The following is a 15193-nucleotide window of genomic DNA, read 5'->3' as shown; positions in this document are numbered from 1 at the left end:
AAGTATGCGAATAAAGCTGTTGTTGTTATTAACAGGTATGCTGTTAGCTGAATTTGGTTATTACTTGTATAAAAGATATTCTTTTGAGCCAAGGCACATATCCCGGCATGAGGTAAAACACAGGAACGAAGTACTCCGGATTGGTATTATAGGCGATAGCTGGGCCAGCGGAACTACACTGGATACCATTATTAGCAATGAGTTTTTAAAACATGGTCTAAAAACAGAGATCATTTCATTTGGCGAGCCCGAAGCCAAAACAAAACAGATCTATGACAACCTGTATACAAGCCCGGGTACGCCTTACTCAAGCAGCGAAATTTTACATCACAACCTTGATTACTGCATTGTTTTGGCAGGCACCAGCGATGCTACCGGTGAGATGGGTGCTAAATTTTACGCTTACTACTGCTCGCTCATTATTGGTGATTTATTGAAAAATAATATTGAACCTGTTTTTGTAACCATGCCCGACTTTGGTTTTAAAGAAACAACCGATAGTCTTGACGTATTACAAAAAGCCCGTAATGAAGTAGCCTCTTTAATTATTGATAATGGCAGCACCGGTAGTCTTGATGATTACAGAAAGCAGGTTGGTCAATTGTTAAAGGACACTCATCTTCAGGATTCAACCATTGTAGTGCCTTTTAACATGGTGTGTGATGATTACGAGAAGCATAAAATACTGTATCGCAATAGCGGGCATCTTTCGACAGCCGGAAAACAAAAGATGGGCAAATTGATTGTGCAATATATTTTGGATCAGCTGCATCGGAATAATTCGGCGGTTCCGATGGGAAACAGAAATATAGTCGTCTCTAAACCGCAATCAATGATTTTGCCTTTAGGAAGTTAAGGTCTCCAGCTTTTTAATGTCGCGATAGCAGATATAAAGCGGTATAATGCCAAAAATGCCGAAACAACAATCAATTAAGCGCCAGTAAATGGGTATACCCCGTATCGGGCCGGCGATGAAGGCCAGTGGAAAGACCATGACGCAGGCGATCATCCCGAACTGGATAACCCAGATGTTCTTTACAGGATCTTTTAACGGGCCTACAAATGCCATGGCTATTACCAGGTGACCAAATGCCAACCAATCAGTACCGTAACTTAGGTAAGAGTAGTTTTGATTGGTGGTTTTTACGGCCAGATAAACCTTCATGATCCAAGGCTGCATAAAGGCAGGAAAAACCTGAGCATGCGTTGCGAAAAAGGTCAGTTCTGTTTCGATAGGAAAGGCAGTTACGCCACTTAATACTAAGCCAATGATAAATATAATGATCCAGGTTTTTACCTTTTTGCGTAGTTGCTGTTCGTGTTGAACCATGCAGTGAATGTAGAGATTTTATAAATATTATTGCCCGCAATATTTTTTAATAAAACTGTCGGCTTTATCGCTGCCTATGTTGCGGATAAAGGTCCAGTCGGTACAGGCGCCTTCTTTATCTCCCTGTTTTAATTTTTGATTAGCCTGTTTTAGCAGATCGCCAATTAACTCGTCGTCAAAACCCAGTTGTTTTTTTAAGGCCAGAATTGTGGGCTCTTTGCTGGTGTCGGCCTTGCCCTTGTATTTGTTGATGTAGTAATTGGTAACGGCATTTTCTAACTCCTGTCTGTTTTTATAATCGTCAATAGCAGCTTGCATATTTGCTGCGCTATTCAGGGTGCCACAATTGGTTTGGGAAGGATCAAAGCGGATAGGTTGTACCAGGTTGGTATTCTCGTTATAATCAGCAGGTATGGTCCAATGGCCAGATGTCAATTTAATAACCCGGAGGGCTTCGTCGTCCAGATCGATACCCAGGCCTTGCTGTACGTTGGCGCTGGTTACTTTGCCTTGATGGTCAAGCCGGAAAGCCACATCAATAGTCCCCGAAATACAGTTTTTGCTGGAGTATTCAGGGTATACAATTTGGGTTCGTAAAAAATCCATAAGCGCGTTTTGCCCGCCCTTAAAAGCGGGTTGGGCAGAAGCCACATGGTCTATTATCACCATCAGCGTAAAGAGGATAAACAAGCGCTTTATCATACTATAAATATCGACAATAAAACGGATATAAAGTTTAATGTGAAGAGCTTAGTAATTAATCTCCTAATTATAATTATCAGTGTAAAACAATAGCTCTGGGTTATATGCCCGGGAAAGATGTCTAAAGGCATCATAGTCACAAGTAAGGTAACCTTCGTTATCAATAGTTATGATTCCTGTTTTGTAACACTCTGCAATTACATTGAACATGTTTGTGAGCGATGTATACGTATAGTCAGGATCTTGACCAAATGTGTTTGTCCAAAATATTTGGCCGTAATTATTGGTCCTTTCATTTAAATCAACCCAATAGCAGTTACCGGCACCATCTTCCAAAAAGGGGAATAATTTTTTATTAACCTGGAAGTCTTGTTCCCAATTATGGAAGCTTTCTTCAAAGGTTATACTCATGTTATAATATTGGACGGCGTTTTCTAAGCTTAAAAAGTTATGAATAGGTATTAAGCCTGTAAGCCCACAAGGGGTAATGTTATCAATATCCGTCCCATCTGCAAATAAATACAGTTCTCTTAGCTCGTTATTAAAGGTAATCTCAAGTGCTGATTCAATATTAAGGATATCCTGCATGCTTGCTGGTTTTCTTATTATCCTGGGAAAAAGATAATTCCATTCATGTTGCTTTTTAAGAATGATTTCGAAACTCTCAGATATAGTATTCATAAATCTATTTTATAAAAATCTAAAGTTCTAAAACCCCAGCACTAGTTTTGGGTCGGGAACGTTCAATTCATATTTTTCCTTTTCAGAATATTTGCATACTCCCGGATAGTCGCCCTGTTTGCCTTCCATGTTATATAGGAGCTGAAAATGTAGATGCGGAGGCCATTGACCATTCTCCTGGTTGTTACCCAGCGTGGCTATCTGTTGGTTTTTATGGATAGGCATATCAACAGTCAGCCCATCCAAACTTTTACGGCTCAGGTGGCCGTATAGGCTGTATAAGATTAAGCCATCGAGGTTGTGTTGCAATATAATAGTGGGGCCGTAATCGCCCAGGTTATTATTATCCTGAAAACTATGTACCGTGCCATCAAATGGTGAATAGATGGGCGTGCCCGCATCGCCCCAGATATCAACACCCAGATGCAGGCGGCGTGGTTCATTATCGGTATCAAAATGCGGGCTCATGGCATAAATGGTGCGGTGCTCCATATAGCCACCAATGCCGTAGCGACAATTGTTGGTTTTTAGCTTTTCACTTACCCAATCACTAAATTGCTGTGTATCTGCAATAATGGCCATGTTGAGCTCGGTGTTGGCAGCGGTAAAATCCAATGAAAAAAGCCGGTCGGTGCCGGCATTATAGTCAACCACTTTGCCAATGGTGGCGGGGTTATTTTGCAAATACGCTTGTAGGCGGGCATGCGGATCCATCCGTCAATATTATTCAGTATCGGGCTGGCGCTCTTCTTTGCTTATTTTTTCAAATATCTTGTCCATACGCTCCACATATTCGCTGGTATCATCTACAAAAAATTCCAATTGCGGAATGATCCTTACCTGGTCTTTAATGCGGGCTCCCAGTTTATACCTGATCTCGGAAGCATGCGATTTGATGGTTTGCAGGGCCAACTGCAAATTATTGTTGCCAAAAAAGCTTAAAAATATTCGGGCAATGGCCAGGTCTGGCGTTACGCGTACTTTAGTAATGGTTACCAGGGTATTGGGCAAATAGTTCATGCCTTCGCGCTGAAATATGGCGGCCAGGTCCTGCTGTATTACTCCGGCAAATTTTTGCTGACGTTTTGATTCCATAATAGTTAATTAACGCCACTGCGGCAAATGAGTTTTATTTATTTGGTTTAAACGGCTGAAATATAGCAGGCGTTATGAATAATTAAAGCTATTAATAATAAGTTATTAATTGCAAATGTCCTGGGGTATCTCTTTGGTTATTTTTATAACTTTTTTTACAACCAGGGTACTGTCATATTCAGATCCCATACCTTCTTTGCCAGATTTTGATTTGATACCTTCAACCTCAACATATACGGGCTCGTAAGGTTTTTCGAAATTGAGTTGTGAGTATTGCAGTTCTAATTGGGCCGAGCTGTCGGTAACCCAAAACTCTCTGCCGCTATCGCAATCCTTGAATGACTTTATTTCGGGGCCAAAACTGTACAAGCCTTTAAAAATCGTTGGTTCTTTAGTTTTTGACTGGTTCCTGTTACATGAGCATGCAGCAATTAACACAAATAAGAACGCGAAATATTTAATACCTCCCACTTGCTTAGTCTTTAATTCTGAGTTGTAGGTCAGAAGTCTGGAAAAAAGAGATTTTGACTTAGGACTTCCGACTAAAGACTGTTGGCTTGAAACTATCCTCATAATGCAAATTTACAAATCCTGTTTGATTTCATCTAAACCTTTAATACTTAATCGTGCGCTGATGCCCGATGCTATTACAGAAATAATGCCAACTGTTAAAAATACCAGGCCAACATCAACCGGGTTAATATCAACCGGATAAGCATCAATTACGGACATTTGCGCGCCCATTTTTATCCAGCCAAAATGCTGTTGCAACAAGCAGAATATCAAACCTAAAATGATGCCGGCAATGCAACCTATGAATGATATCATCATCCCCTCAAAAAAGAAAATACCTTGAATGGTTTGCTTGTTGGCGCCCAGACTACTAAGTATGGCAATATCCTTACGCTTATCAATCACCAGCATGGTTAAGGAACCAATAATGTTAAATATAGCTATGATAAGCACGAAGGTAAGTATCATGAATATCGACCAACGTTCGTAATTTAATGTTTTGTACAGTTCGGTATTTTGTTCTTTACGGTTTTTTACGGTGAACTTTGTGCCGATATCATTTATTATTTTGTTTTGTACAGATGCAAGATCAGTGCCTTTTTTATAGGTAAGCTCAATAGATGATACTTCTTTGGGCTGATCGAGCAGATCGCGGGCAAATTCGAGTGGTGTTACCACGATATCATCAAACTCCTGCTGTATACCAAACACGCCGGATGGATTGATGGAACGAACCACAAATTCATTAAGCGGATTGTCTGAGCTTTCGGTCCCTCGCCGGGGCGAATATATTTGTATGGGTGAAAGCTCATCATGGACATTAATGCCAAGATTATTTTGGATAGTTGCGCCAATAACCGCGAAGTTTTGGCCGCCGCTTTTTAAGGTGAAGGAGCCCACCTGCACGGTACTATCTAAACGCTTATTTTTTAAAAAATCGTCGCTTACACCTTTTACGGTTCCTAAAAAAGTTTTGTCGCCGTATTTGATCAGGGCCTTTTCCTGAAGTACTTGTGTATAGGAAATAAGGCGTTTATCCTGGTGTAATGTATTAAAGTAAGGGGTATCCGGATTAAAAGTTTTACCGAGCCGGGTCTCGATCTTTATTTCGGGTGTAAAGTTACTATACAACGATAGGATCACTTTTTCGAAACCATTAAATACCGATAAAATAATGATAAGCGCCGCGCTGCCTATTAAAACGCCGAGCATAGAAATGCCCGAAATGATGTTAATAGCGTGCATTTTTTTGCCCGAAAACAAGTACCTTTTAGCGATATATACCGAGGTGTTCAATTAGTTTTAGAGTTGTAAGTTGCAAGTTATGAGTTGCGAAGGACTTTTGACTTTTTAATTTTGACTTTTAGTTTAAAAACGGGTTGTTTTGTTTTTCGTAACCGATAGTGGTTTCAGGACCGTGGCCTGGATAAACCGTACAATCATCGGGCAGGCGAAACAGTTTGGTAGTGATGTTATCCATCAGCGTGCTAAAATTTCCACCAGGGAGATCATACCGGCCAATGCTCAACCTGAATAGCACATCGCCGCCTATCAGGATATTGGCTTCTTTATCATAAAAACACAAGGATGCAGGTGAATGACCGGGTGCAAAGATCAGATATAGGGTGGTGTTACCAAATTGTATGCTTCCGGTTTCTGGCAGATATTCATCGGGTAAGGGTGATACTTCATAACGGATCCCCATTTGCGGCGCGTAAGCTACCACTGCGGCCAGTATTTCTGATTCGCCTATGTGGAACTTTGGTTTTAATCCGTATTGATCAAATACAAATTTATTCCCCAGCACATGGTCAATATGGCAATGGGTGTTTAACAGCATTACCGGCGTTAAATTATTATCCTTTATAAAATTGGTAACTGCATTTTGTTCGGAAGCGGTATACATGCCTGGATCGATAATGACACATTCGCCGGTTTCGTCGTATAAAAGGTAAGTATTTTCCTGGTAAGGATTATTTACAAATGATTTAACTTTTGCCATGGCGTAAAAGTAAGGATTTAATTGATTTCGGAATTCGGATGTTCGATTTCGGATTTAAAGAATTTAGAAATTTTTGATTTCAGAACCTTAACATGAGGCTCAAATAAATCCGGAATCGAACATCCGAATTCGGAAATTAAAACTAATCTTCCACCAACTCCACCTCAGCAACCGGACTAAACAAATAAACCCGTTTGGTGGCTATCTCTGTACATTTAAAGCGCTTGCGCAATTGCTCTTCCTTGCGGAAAATCCTGCCGCCTTTTATTTTGAATAGCGCTTTCAGTGGTACTTTTTCTACGGTGAGTACAGATTCTTTTGGCGCGTCATATTTGCGTAGGGAGCGGTATAGATTTAAATCTGAGCAACTTGATGCTGCCGGGTTGTTCAGGTAGCTGGTGATGGCGTGTTTTACATCGGCAGGGAAAATGTCTTTTTCAAAAAAAGGCTGCATCATTTTTTTGAAGTTGGCTTTCCACTCGGTGCCGTGTGGTTTGGCTTTTTGCTTATGCTCGTTCCAGGTATGCAGATGCGCAAATTCATGCACCGTAGTTACCAGGAAAGCGTATGGGTTAAGATCGTAATTAACGGAGATGCGATGGCCTTTACCACCGTAAGGTGCCCGGTAATCACCAAATTTACTACCGCGATTACGCGAAATTTTAAACTCACATTTAAAGTAATCTATCCAGCGGCCAATCAGGGGCGCCGCGTCTGGCGGAAGATACTTTTCTAAAACTTTTACTTTATCCAATTTTTACCTCTACACAAATATAGGGATTTCATCAGTTCATAGTTGATGGTTCATAGATCATAGCCGGAAGTTTTTAAGTAATGACAAAGAGATTATTATCTGTTCATGATTCGAAAATCAAGTAACCATGAACTATGATCTATCAACCATGAACCAAGACCTCACTTCAACCAATGGTAAACAATAAAGCTGGCGGTGTAGGCCAATACGGTCATATAAGCAAATTGCGCAGCTGGCCAGCGCCAGTTCTTGGTTTCGCGGTATACTACGGCTACTGTGCTGGCGCATTGCATGGCAAAGGCATAAAACATCATGAGCGAAAACGCCACTGCCAGCGTAAACACGGGTTGCCCGGTATTGGGATTAGTAGCACTATGCATTTTTTGCTGCACCGATTCCATCTTGTCAGCATCGCCTTCCACGCTGTAAATGGTGGCCATGGTGCCTACAAACACTTCGCGGGCGGCAAAAGAACTGATAAGCGCTATGCCTATCTTCCAGTCGAAGCCCAGTGGTTTAATCACCGGTTCAATTACGTGACCGAATACACCGGCATAGGAGCTTTCCAGTTTTTCAGACGCGATAACTTTGGTGAGGCTATCTGGCGTCATGGTTTTGGTGTATTGTGGCTGATGATATTTTTGATCGATTTTGGCAAAGGTATCTCCGGGGCCATATGATTTCAGTACCCATAATATTACTGATACGGCTATGATCACCTTCCCGGCCTGCAGTACAAACGTTTTGGAACGATCATACATCGTAAAGCCTACATTTTTCCAACGGGGCATACGGTACACTGGCAGTTCCATTATAAAGTATCCACGCTCGCGGGCCTTTAAAACAAACTTCATGACAAAGGCTACGGTAACTGCCGAAACGATGCTGAGCAGGTACATGGCAGTAAGCGCCAGGCCTTGGAGGTTGAAGATCCACCATACATTGCGGTTAGGTACCACCAGGGCAATCATCAGTGTGTAAATAGGTAGACGGGCAGAACAGGCTACCAAAGGGGTAACCATAATGGTGATCATTCTGTCTTTCCAGTTTTCGATGTTACGCGTGCTCATGATAGAAGGCACCGCGCAGGCAAAACCACCAATAAGCGGCACTACCGATTTGCCGTTGAGGCCAACTTTGCGCATCACTTTATCCATCATAAATGTAACACGCGACATATAACCGGTATCTTCCAGTATCGATATCAGCGCAAAAAGTATGGCTATTTGTGGTATAAATACCATTACGCCGCTTAAACCAGCCAACACCCCATCAACTATTAAACTTACCAGCGGCCCGGCAGGCAGTATATTGCTGATCACTTTTTGTAACCAGAGAAATAGATCCCCGATCAATGACATAGGGTAGGCCGACCAGGAAAAGATAGCCTGGAAAATGAACATCAGTACGGCGAAGAAGATCACAAAGCCGAACACTTTATGCGTCAATATCTTATCAATTTTATTACTTACGGTTTCGTCATGGGCTGTTTCGGGCTTTTTAACGGTATCGTATAATAAATCGTTGATGAAATTATAGCGAGCGATGGTTTCCGTAGCCTGCGACTTTTGCGAGTGGAACGAAAACTCCTGTTCCAGTTTCTCTATCCGGTCGCTTTGTTCTGTCGAAAGATAGCTTAACGTTTCATGCTGATGCGCCAGTTGCAGGGCTAGGTAGGAGTTATCGATCTTCAGGTCGTTTTTGATCTGCGCTATAATTTGCGGGGCAATAACTTCTACATCAATGGTATCCTGTTGCAGGGCGATTTTATTGGTGTAGGCAATGGCATTTTTAAGCTGGTCAATACCTTTTATCTTGCGTGCTGAAATCGGGACTACCTGAACTCCCAGTTTTTTAGCAAACAGGTTGATATCGATATCAATGCCGGCTTTTTCAGATACATCGATCATGTTTAAAGCCACCACTATGGGTATTTTCAAATCGGCTATCTGGGTATAAAGCAACAGGTTGCGCTTGAGATTTGAAGCATCCAATATCACCACGATCAAATCGGGTGTTAATCCTTTGGCCTTATCGGCCAATACCGAAAATACAACAGATTCGTCTTTACTTTTGGGGTAGATGCTGTAAGTACCTGGCAGGTCAATGATCTCGGCGGTGCGGCCATCAGGCAACTGGCAAAAACCTGTTTTTTTGTCGACAGTAACCCCAGGAAAATTTCCTATTTTTTGATTAAGACCGGTTAGTATATTAAAGAGAGTTGATTTACCGGTGTTGGGATTCCCTACAAGTGCAACTCTTATATCGGCTTTCAATTTTTATAAAACTACTGCAACACAATGGTGGAGGCCTCAAATTTACGCAGACTTAACTGGTAGCCCGAAACATGGATAGCGATGGGATCACCAAGAGGGGCAATACGTGAAATTCTTATTTCCTCGCCCGGCAGGCAACCCATTTCCATCAGCTTTACCGACATTTCCAAATCAGTAAATTCCTTTACAATTCCTATTTCGCCTACTTCAAGTTGTGAAAGTGTCATCGTATAATTTTAAACCACAGCAAATGTAATCTTATTTATATTAAATCCAAATAAGGAGTGCGCGATTGATGTGCAAAAGTGCAGATTTTGGATGTGTGGATGAGAAATGATAAAATAATGACAAGGAGATATGTGGATGTGCAGATTATTCCCACTCGTCATTGCGAGGCACGAAGCAATCCCCGATAGGCAGAACCTCTGTTTACCGTATAGAGAGCAATGGCCGATCATGGTTAAAAGCCGCTTATGATAGGTGGAAACTATCCCATCATCTGCACATCTGCAGATTTGTGTATCTGCACATCAGAAAAATGCGGACAGTTGCAGCTTTTTTTAAATATGCCACATGATGATAGGCTCATCAATAGTACGAATACGCCTAATACAATGAATTTATTTTTTACCATAACCCGTTGCTCCTAATGTAACCAATATCGCGAACATGCCCATGCAGGTCCCCAAAGTGTCTGCAAAAAGATCACCCCATTCGGCACTGCGCCATGTAAAAAGGGTGAGCTGAAGGATCTCTATCAGCCCACCGAAAAAAATGGCAACTATTGTAACTAAAACTATCTGTTTATACGAGAGCGACCGCGGTTTTTGTTGCCTTATTATCCCATTGCATAAAAGTACTACCAGCGTGAAAAAGAAGCCGGTATGGGTCAGCTTATCAAAGCCCGGGAAAAACATCGGCGATTTGCCGGCATCTCCCAGATCAACGGCGCACATGGTAAAAACAAATAAGGCCCACAAAATAGTGAGCCCGTGATATTTTAGAAATATTTTCATTTAAGCATTTACCAAAGCCTCATAATCTGCGGCTGATAGTAATGAATCAACAGATGCTGCATCAGCAATGCTAATCTTAACCAGCCAGCCTTCGCCATAAGGGTCGGTGTTCACCAGTTCGGGCTCTCCATCTAAATCAGGATTAACTTCTATAATGGTGGCGGCAACGGGTAAAAATAGGTCAGATACAGTTTTTACAGCCTCTATCGTTCCAAAAACTTCATCTTGTTCAAGTGCTTTTCCTTTGGTAGGAACATCAACGAAAACAATATCGCCTAATTCGCGCTGTGCAAATTCGGTAATGCCTACAGTTGCTTCTTTGCCTTCAATGCGTATCCACTCGTGATCTTTAGTGTATTTTAACTCAGCTGGAAAATTCATATTGTTAATTTTGTGAGCTCAAAAATAGTAAAACTTTAGGCTCTCACAATATCTTCTAATTTATTGTTATAGGCAATAAACTTTCAGGATTCCAGCAAAAATAGACGAAATATCACGACCTTTAGATCAATAGCACAGGAAAAGAATTTACTGATCTACCAGTTTTCTATAATCGTCTGCAGACAAAAGCGAATTAACAGATTTTGGATCTTTGAGCTTAATCTTAACAATCCAGCCATCGCCATAAGGATCAGAGTTTACCAATTCGGGCTCACTTTCTAATTCTTCATTAAATTGAATGATCTCGCCGGCAACGGGCATAAATACGTCAGATACGGTTTTTACAGCCTCTATTGTACCAAAAACGTCCTCTGCGTCAATTTTCTTTCCTACGGTAGGGATGTCGACAAAAACAATATCGCCCAGCTCGCGCTGCGCGAATTCGGTAATACCTATAGTTGCTGTGTCCCCCTCAGCAAGTACCCATTCATGGTCTTTGGTATATTTTAAATTACTTGGAAAATTCATGCTTGTTGGTTTTGGTTGGTTAAAAATAATAAAACTTTGTACCACTACAAGGGGTAAGGCGCATTCATTTTAGTCAATGAGTTTTTACACGGTTAAGGGATTAGAACGATTTTATCAATCAAATTATCATAATCCCTTAATCGTGTAAATCATGGTTTGGAAACGGTTTATGCCGCGTTCGAAATATATTTTACCAAGCTTCTCTTAGCTACCGGTAATAAGGTTTGCTCTAATGGGAAGGTGATGTCGCTGTGTACATAATATACCGCTGGGTTAGGTAAAAATTTGTTACGATTAATCAGGTTCAGTTTCATGGCCTCGGGCGTATTGGTGATACTGTGCTCATAAGTATCAATAAAGGATATGTTGATGCCGCGGTATTTATCATCCTTATCTTCAAAAATAGTGAGGTGATACTCGTATATCCAGTTAGTACGCTCCTTGCCGTTTCGTAGCGAAAAATAGCCGTGATAAGGCATCAGTGGCACAATACCTACCGGGTCGATATTAAGGCGACTCTCTACAAAATCATAAATCTCTTTACCGGTTTGTATAGCAGGATTCATCTGCGACATAGCATAGGCGATGATCTGTTCAATCTCCTGCATGTTTTGATCGTCTTTAATGATCTTTTGATAGGTAAGCTTTACTGCATCGATGTCCGCCTGCGTTAAACGCTGTGGAAAGGCTTGCTGGAGCACCGTTTTGTTCTTTCTAAAATCAACCAGGTTATTGTAGTGAAAAATAAGATCGGCCAGGTTAGGATATAACCGACTCTTATCAAAGTGGCGGTTAATTTCCTGTAAATAATTCAACAGGACGTACTTTTTTTGCTCAAAATCAATATATCCCTCAATAAACCAGTTTACACCCAATGAACTCATTTTTTCAGGCTCCTTTCAATAGCTTAATTTAAACAAAAAACAGCAACTTTGCAATATGCCTTATGGAACCCTTTATTTAATACCCGTACCACTGGCCGAAGAAACGGCCGCCCAGTCATTTACCCCCTACCTGGTTGATACCATTAACAGTATCAAAGAGTACATTGTGGAGAATGAGAAAACCGCCCGCAAATTTTTAAAACTGGCTGGTTTAAAAACGCCTCAAAGCGAACTGATCATTCACGATTATAGCAAGCATAACCGGGATATGGGCAAGGCCGACTTTTTTAAAGGCTTGCAGGCAGGTAACGATGTGGGCCTGATGAGCGAAGCAGGCTGCCCCGGCATTGCCGATCCTGGTGCCGAAATTGTGGATAAGGCACACCGCATGGGTATTAAAGTGGTGCCTTTGGTGGGCCCAAGCTCTATTTTGCTTGCGCTGATGGCTTCGGGCTTTAATGGCCAAAGTTTTACCTTTCATGGTTATTTACCTATTGATAAGGTGTTACGCAGCAAAAAGATCAAAGAGCTGGAAGCCGCAGCTATTAAGCTCGATCAAACACAGTTGTTTATCGAAACGCCGTTCCGCAATAACCCTATGCTGGAAGAAATATTAAAAACAGCCAATCCCAAAACCAAGCTCTGCATAGCCACTGATTTGACGGCCCCTACAGAGTTTGTGCAAACCAAAACCATTGCCGAGTGGCAGAAAAAAGTGCCCGAGCTGCACAAACGGCCAACAATTTTCCTGCTTTTTCACCCATAAATAAAAAATGACGGTTACGCAGCAGCATACCAGTGTGTTGATAGTAGGGGCCGGGCCTTCGGGTTTGATGATGGCCGCCCAGCTATTGCGTTATGGTGTGCAGCCTGTAATTATTGATAATAAACAAGGGCCAACCACTCATTCCAAAGCACTGGCCGTGCAGGCCCGTTCGTTGGAGATATACCGGCAAATAGGTGTTATTGATACCATTATAAATGGGGGAAAGCAAGCTGCAGGTGTTGTATTTAATCAGGAAGGCAAAGAAGTAGCCGAATTATCATTAAGTAATGTAGGCGATACTCAAACAGCATTCCCGTTTGTACATCTGTATCAGCAAAGTAAAAATGAACGCCTTCTGCTCGATTTTTTAACGCTCAATTGCTGCCCGGTCTATTGGAATACATCGTTATTGACCATAGAACAACAAGCGGGTAAAGTGCTGGTGCAATTGCAGGCTGGTGAAGAAACCCAGCACATCACCTGCGATTGGCTCATTGGAGCCGATGGTGCACATAGCCTGGTGCGGAAACAGCTGCAGATACCTTTTAATGGCGATACTTATCAACACCAATTTTACCTGGCCGATGTAAAAATCAATAATGCTTTTGGCGATAAGGTAGCCCTCTTTTTAGCAAAAAAAGGGTTTGCTGCATTTTTTCCAATGCCCGAGGAGCAGTGCTACCGTATTGTTGGCCAACTGCCCGAAGGGTTTGATCAGCAGGAAGATTTACAAATAGAAGAAATATTGCCTTTTCTGAATGCCATTACCAGGCAAACTATTGGGGTAGAACATACCAACTGGTTTACCACCTACCGCCTGCATCACCGAATGGCCGATAATTTCAGGCAGAACAGGTGTTTTTTAATTGGCGACGCCGCGCATATCCATTCGCCTGTGGGCGGACAGGGCATGAACACTGGTTTGCAGGATGCTTATAACCTGGCCTGGAAACTGGCCGGCGTAGTCAACAAACAATTGCAGGAAAAAGTATTGGATAGCTATGCCGCCGAACGTATGCCGGTAGCTAAAGACCTATTGAATACTACCGATCGTATTTTTAAACTGATACTGTCGCGTAATTGGTTTGTAGGCCTGTTCAAAAAATGGGCGTTACCTGCCATACTGAAAAACGTTTGGGGTAAACCGGCATTAAGAGAAACTTTTTTTAGGAGAATATCCCAAACCGGGATCAGCTATCGCGAAAGCCAGATCAATCTGCACCTCAGTCATGATTCGCCCATAAAAGCCGGCGACAGACTTCCTTACCTCAAAGTGTTCGACGAAAAGAAACAACAGGAAACAGATTTGCATGAATGGTGCAGCAAGCCTGGTTTTACCATGATAACCATAGGCAAATTGCAGGAGCTCGATCTGTTTACCCTTGCCAAATGGATCACCCAGAATTATACAGGCACCCTTAACTTTTTTTATCTGCCACCATCAGCTAAAAACCAACACGTGTTTGATGCTTTTGGTATTAAAGAGAAACAGAAAAAGGCCCTTATCATTCGCCCGGATATGCACATCGGTTTTATTAATGATGTGGTTGATATAGACATGATGGATAACTACCTGCAGAATGTAGTTGGCTTTGTTAAAACATAACCAAAAAGCGCCTGCATGTAAAAACACACAGACGCCCGACCTGACATCATGAAAAAAAGGATAATAGAATTAACCCTGCTGGAAACTATCTTTAAACAGTGGTTCGGGCTGATACTCCTGGTAACTGGTTATGGAAAGCCCATGTTGCATTTTTAATATAAAAGTATCGACCACAAATTTTTCTGATACATCGCCTTCTGCCAATACCATAAACTCCGCCAATTGATTAACCAGGGTTAAAATACCGGTAGTATAAGTAATAGCCACTTGGTGCGAAGAAATATCATTGATATGCGATTCTATCAGTTCAAATTGCGGTAATTCAAATTTTACAGGGTTACCCAGATTGTCAGCAAGTCCGGGTATCTTATTATCCAGCGTTTGTATAAAATGCCCAACCGCAAAACTCAATTTATAATGCAATGAGTTGGCCCGGCCATCATGTGCTTTTAACGCAGTAAAAGTTTTAAACTCCCGGTTGGGATTGTAGGTCTGCATTTTGAGTAAAAACTCCTGGTACGATGCCTGTAATACATTTCTTTCAAACTTACCCCGTACCGATGCATCAATAATCTGTTTATATGCTAATTTGATAAGTGCCATTTTCTTGATTTTTAGAGTTTTTAGGTTGTTCGTTTTACGTGATACGTTATATGTTT

At 41.6% G+C, this 15193-nt stretch carries 19 protein-coding genes; 3 read left to right on the top strand and 16 right to left on the bottom strand.

Translation table 11 applies throughout. The features are described 5' to 3' along the window. Nucleotides 1-37: 37 nt before the first annotated feature. Entirely contained in the window at nucleotides 38-856 is an 819-nt protein-coding gene (locus tag G7092_RS27605; RefSeq protein ID WP_166094954.1) for an SGNH/GDSL hydrolase family protein, read from the top strand. On the opposite strand, the gene G7092_RS27600 is transcribed toward G7092_RS27605, so the two are convergent. The 15 genes from G7092_RS27600 to G7092_RS27530 form a co-directional block, all read right to left on the bottom strand. After that, entirely contained in the window at nucleotides 845-1330 is a 486-nt protein-coding gene (locus G7092_RS27600; protein WP_166094952.1) for a hypothetical protein, read from the bottom strand. The two genes, G7092_RS27605 and G7092_RS27600, sit on opposite strands and share 12 nt — an antisense overlap. A gap of 27 nt (nucleotides 1331-1357) precedes the next feature. After that, the gene (locus G7092_RS27595) at nucleotides 1358-2032 is read right to left on the bottom strand and encodes an energy transducer TonB (RefSeq protein WP_166094950.1); all 675 of its coding nucleotides are present in this window, start codon (nucleotides 2030-2032) and stop codon (nucleotides 1358-1360) included. A 63-nt stretch (nucleotides 2033-2095) separates the two neighbouring features. Further along, nucleotides 2096-2713: an SMI1/KNR4 family protein gene (locus tag G7092_RS27590; RefSeq protein WP_166094948.1), complete on the bottom strand. Its 618-nt coding sequence runs from the start codon at nucleotides 2711-2713 to the stop codon at nucleotides 2096-2098. Between the two features lie 27 nt (nucleotides 2714-2740). Next, nucleotides 2741-3427, bottom strand: coding sequence for a peptidoglycan DD-metalloendopeptidase family protein (locus tag G7092_RS27585; protein WP_166094945.1), 687 nt, complete (start codon nucleotides 3425-3427; stop codon nucleotides 2741-2743). Nucleotides 3428-3436: 9 nt separating this feature from the next. Beyond that, nucleotides 3437-3808: a 30S ribosome-binding factor RbfA gene (gene rbfA / locus G7092_RS27580; RefSeq protein WP_166094943.1), complete on the bottom strand. Its 372-nt coding sequence runs from the start codon at nucleotides 3806-3808 to the stop codon at nucleotides 3437-3439. A gap of 105 nt (nucleotides 3809-3913) precedes the next feature. After that, nucleotides 3914-4381: a hypothetical protein gene (locus G7092_RS30860; RefSeq protein ID WP_202985446.1), complete on the bottom strand. Its 468-nt coding sequence runs from the start codon at nucleotides 4379-4381 to the stop codon at nucleotides 3914-3916. 9 nt (nucleotides 4382-4390) lie between these two features. Next, nucleotides 4391-5566, bottom strand: a complete 1176-nt coding sequence (locus G7092_RS27570) for an FtsX-like permease family protein (RefSeq protein ID WP_235953956.1) — start codon at nucleotides 5564-5566, stop codon at nucleotides 4391-4393. Between the two features lie 118 nt (nucleotides 5567-5684). Next, nucleotides 5685-6323: an MBL fold metallo-hydrolase gene (locus tag G7092_RS27565; RefSeq protein ID WP_166094939.1), complete on the bottom strand. Its 639-nt coding sequence runs from the start codon at nucleotides 6321-6323 to the stop codon at nucleotides 5685-5687. Between the two features lie 142 nt (nucleotides 6324-6465). Then, the gene (locus G7092_RS27560) at nucleotides 6466-7077 is read right to left on the bottom strand and encodes a SprT-like domain-containing protein (RefSeq protein WP_166094937.1); all 612 of its coding nucleotides are present in this window, start codon (nucleotides 7075-7077) and stop codon (nucleotides 6466-6468) included. 161 nt (nucleotides 7078-7238) lie between these two features. Continuing rightward, nucleotides 7239-9353: a ferrous iron transport protein B gene (gene feoB, locus G7092_RS27555; protein WP_166094935.1), complete on the bottom strand. Its 2115-nt coding sequence runs from the start codon at nucleotides 9351-9353 to the stop codon at nucleotides 7239-7241. A gap of 11 nt (nucleotides 9354-9364) precedes the next feature. After that, nucleotides 9365-9580 (bottom strand): FeoA family protein, encoded by a 216-nt coding sequence (locus G7092_RS27550; protein ID WP_076373926.1) that lies wholly within the window; start codon nucleotides 9578-9580, stop codon nucleotides 9365-9367. 393 nt (nucleotides 9581-9973) lie between these two features. After that, nucleotides 9974-10369 carry a VanZ family protein gene (locus G7092_RS27545; RefSeq protein WP_166094933.1) on the bottom strand — a complete coding sequence of 132 codons (396 nt, stop codon included), beginning with the start codon at nucleotides 10367-10369 and terminating at the stop codon, nucleotides 9974-9976. Beyond that, complete coding sequence (gcvH, locus tag G7092_RS27540; RefSeq protein ID WP_166094931.1) at nucleotides 10370-10750, bottom strand: glycine cleavage system protein GcvH; 381 nt, start codon at nucleotides 10748-10750, stop codon at nucleotides 10370-10372. It abuts the gene before it with no gap. Between the two features lie 147 nt (nucleotides 10751-10897). Further along, entirely contained in the window at nucleotides 10898-11278 is a 381-nt protein-coding gene (gene gcvH / locus G7092_RS27535; RefSeq protein ID WP_166094929.1) for a glycine cleavage system protein GcvH, read from the bottom strand. A gap of 167 nt (nucleotides 11279-11445) precedes the next feature. After that, on the bottom strand, nucleotides 11446-12162 hold the full coding sequence (locus G7092_RS27530) for a hypothetical protein (RefSeq protein ID WP_166094926.1): 717 nt from the start codon (nucleotides 12160-12162) through the stop codon (nucleotides 11446-11448). 55 nt (nucleotides 12163-12217) lie between these two features. Here G7092_RS27530 and G7092_RS27525 point away from each other — a divergent pair, with 55 nt between their 5' ends. Both G7092_RS27525 and G7092_RS27520 read left to right on the top strand, forming a co-directional pair. Next, a complete protein-coding gene (locus G7092_RS27525) occupies nucleotides 12218-12928 on the top strand; it encodes an SAM-dependent methyltransferase (RefSeq protein ID WP_166094924.1) in 711 nt (236 codons plus the stop codon). 7 nt (nucleotides 12929-12935) lie between these two features. Next, entirely contained in the window at nucleotides 12936-14534 is a 1599-nt protein-coding gene (locus tag G7092_RS27520; RefSeq protein WP_166094921.1) for an FAD-dependent oxidoreductase, read from the top strand. A gap of 69 nt (nucleotides 14535-14603) precedes the next feature. Here the strand turns inward: G7092_RS27520 and G7092_RS27515 are convergent, their stop codons facing one another. Beyond that, nucleotides 14604-15137 carry a hypothetical protein gene (locus G7092_RS27515; RefSeq protein ID WP_166094918.1) on the bottom strand — a complete coding sequence of 178 codons (534 nt, stop codon included), beginning with the start codon at nucleotides 15135-15137 and terminating at the stop codon, nucleotides 14604-14606. Between the last annotated feature and the right edge of the window lie 56 nt (nucleotides 15138-15193).

Source organism: Mucilaginibacter inviolabilis (assembly GCF_011089895.1).
Classification (GTDB): Bacteria; Bacteroidota; Bacteroidia; order Sphingobacteriales; family Sphingobacteriaceae; genus Mucilaginibacter; species Mucilaginibacter inviolabilis.
The sequence above is the reverse complement of the archived record's forward strand: the minus strand, read 5'-3'. Positions and strand labels throughout refer to the sequence as shown.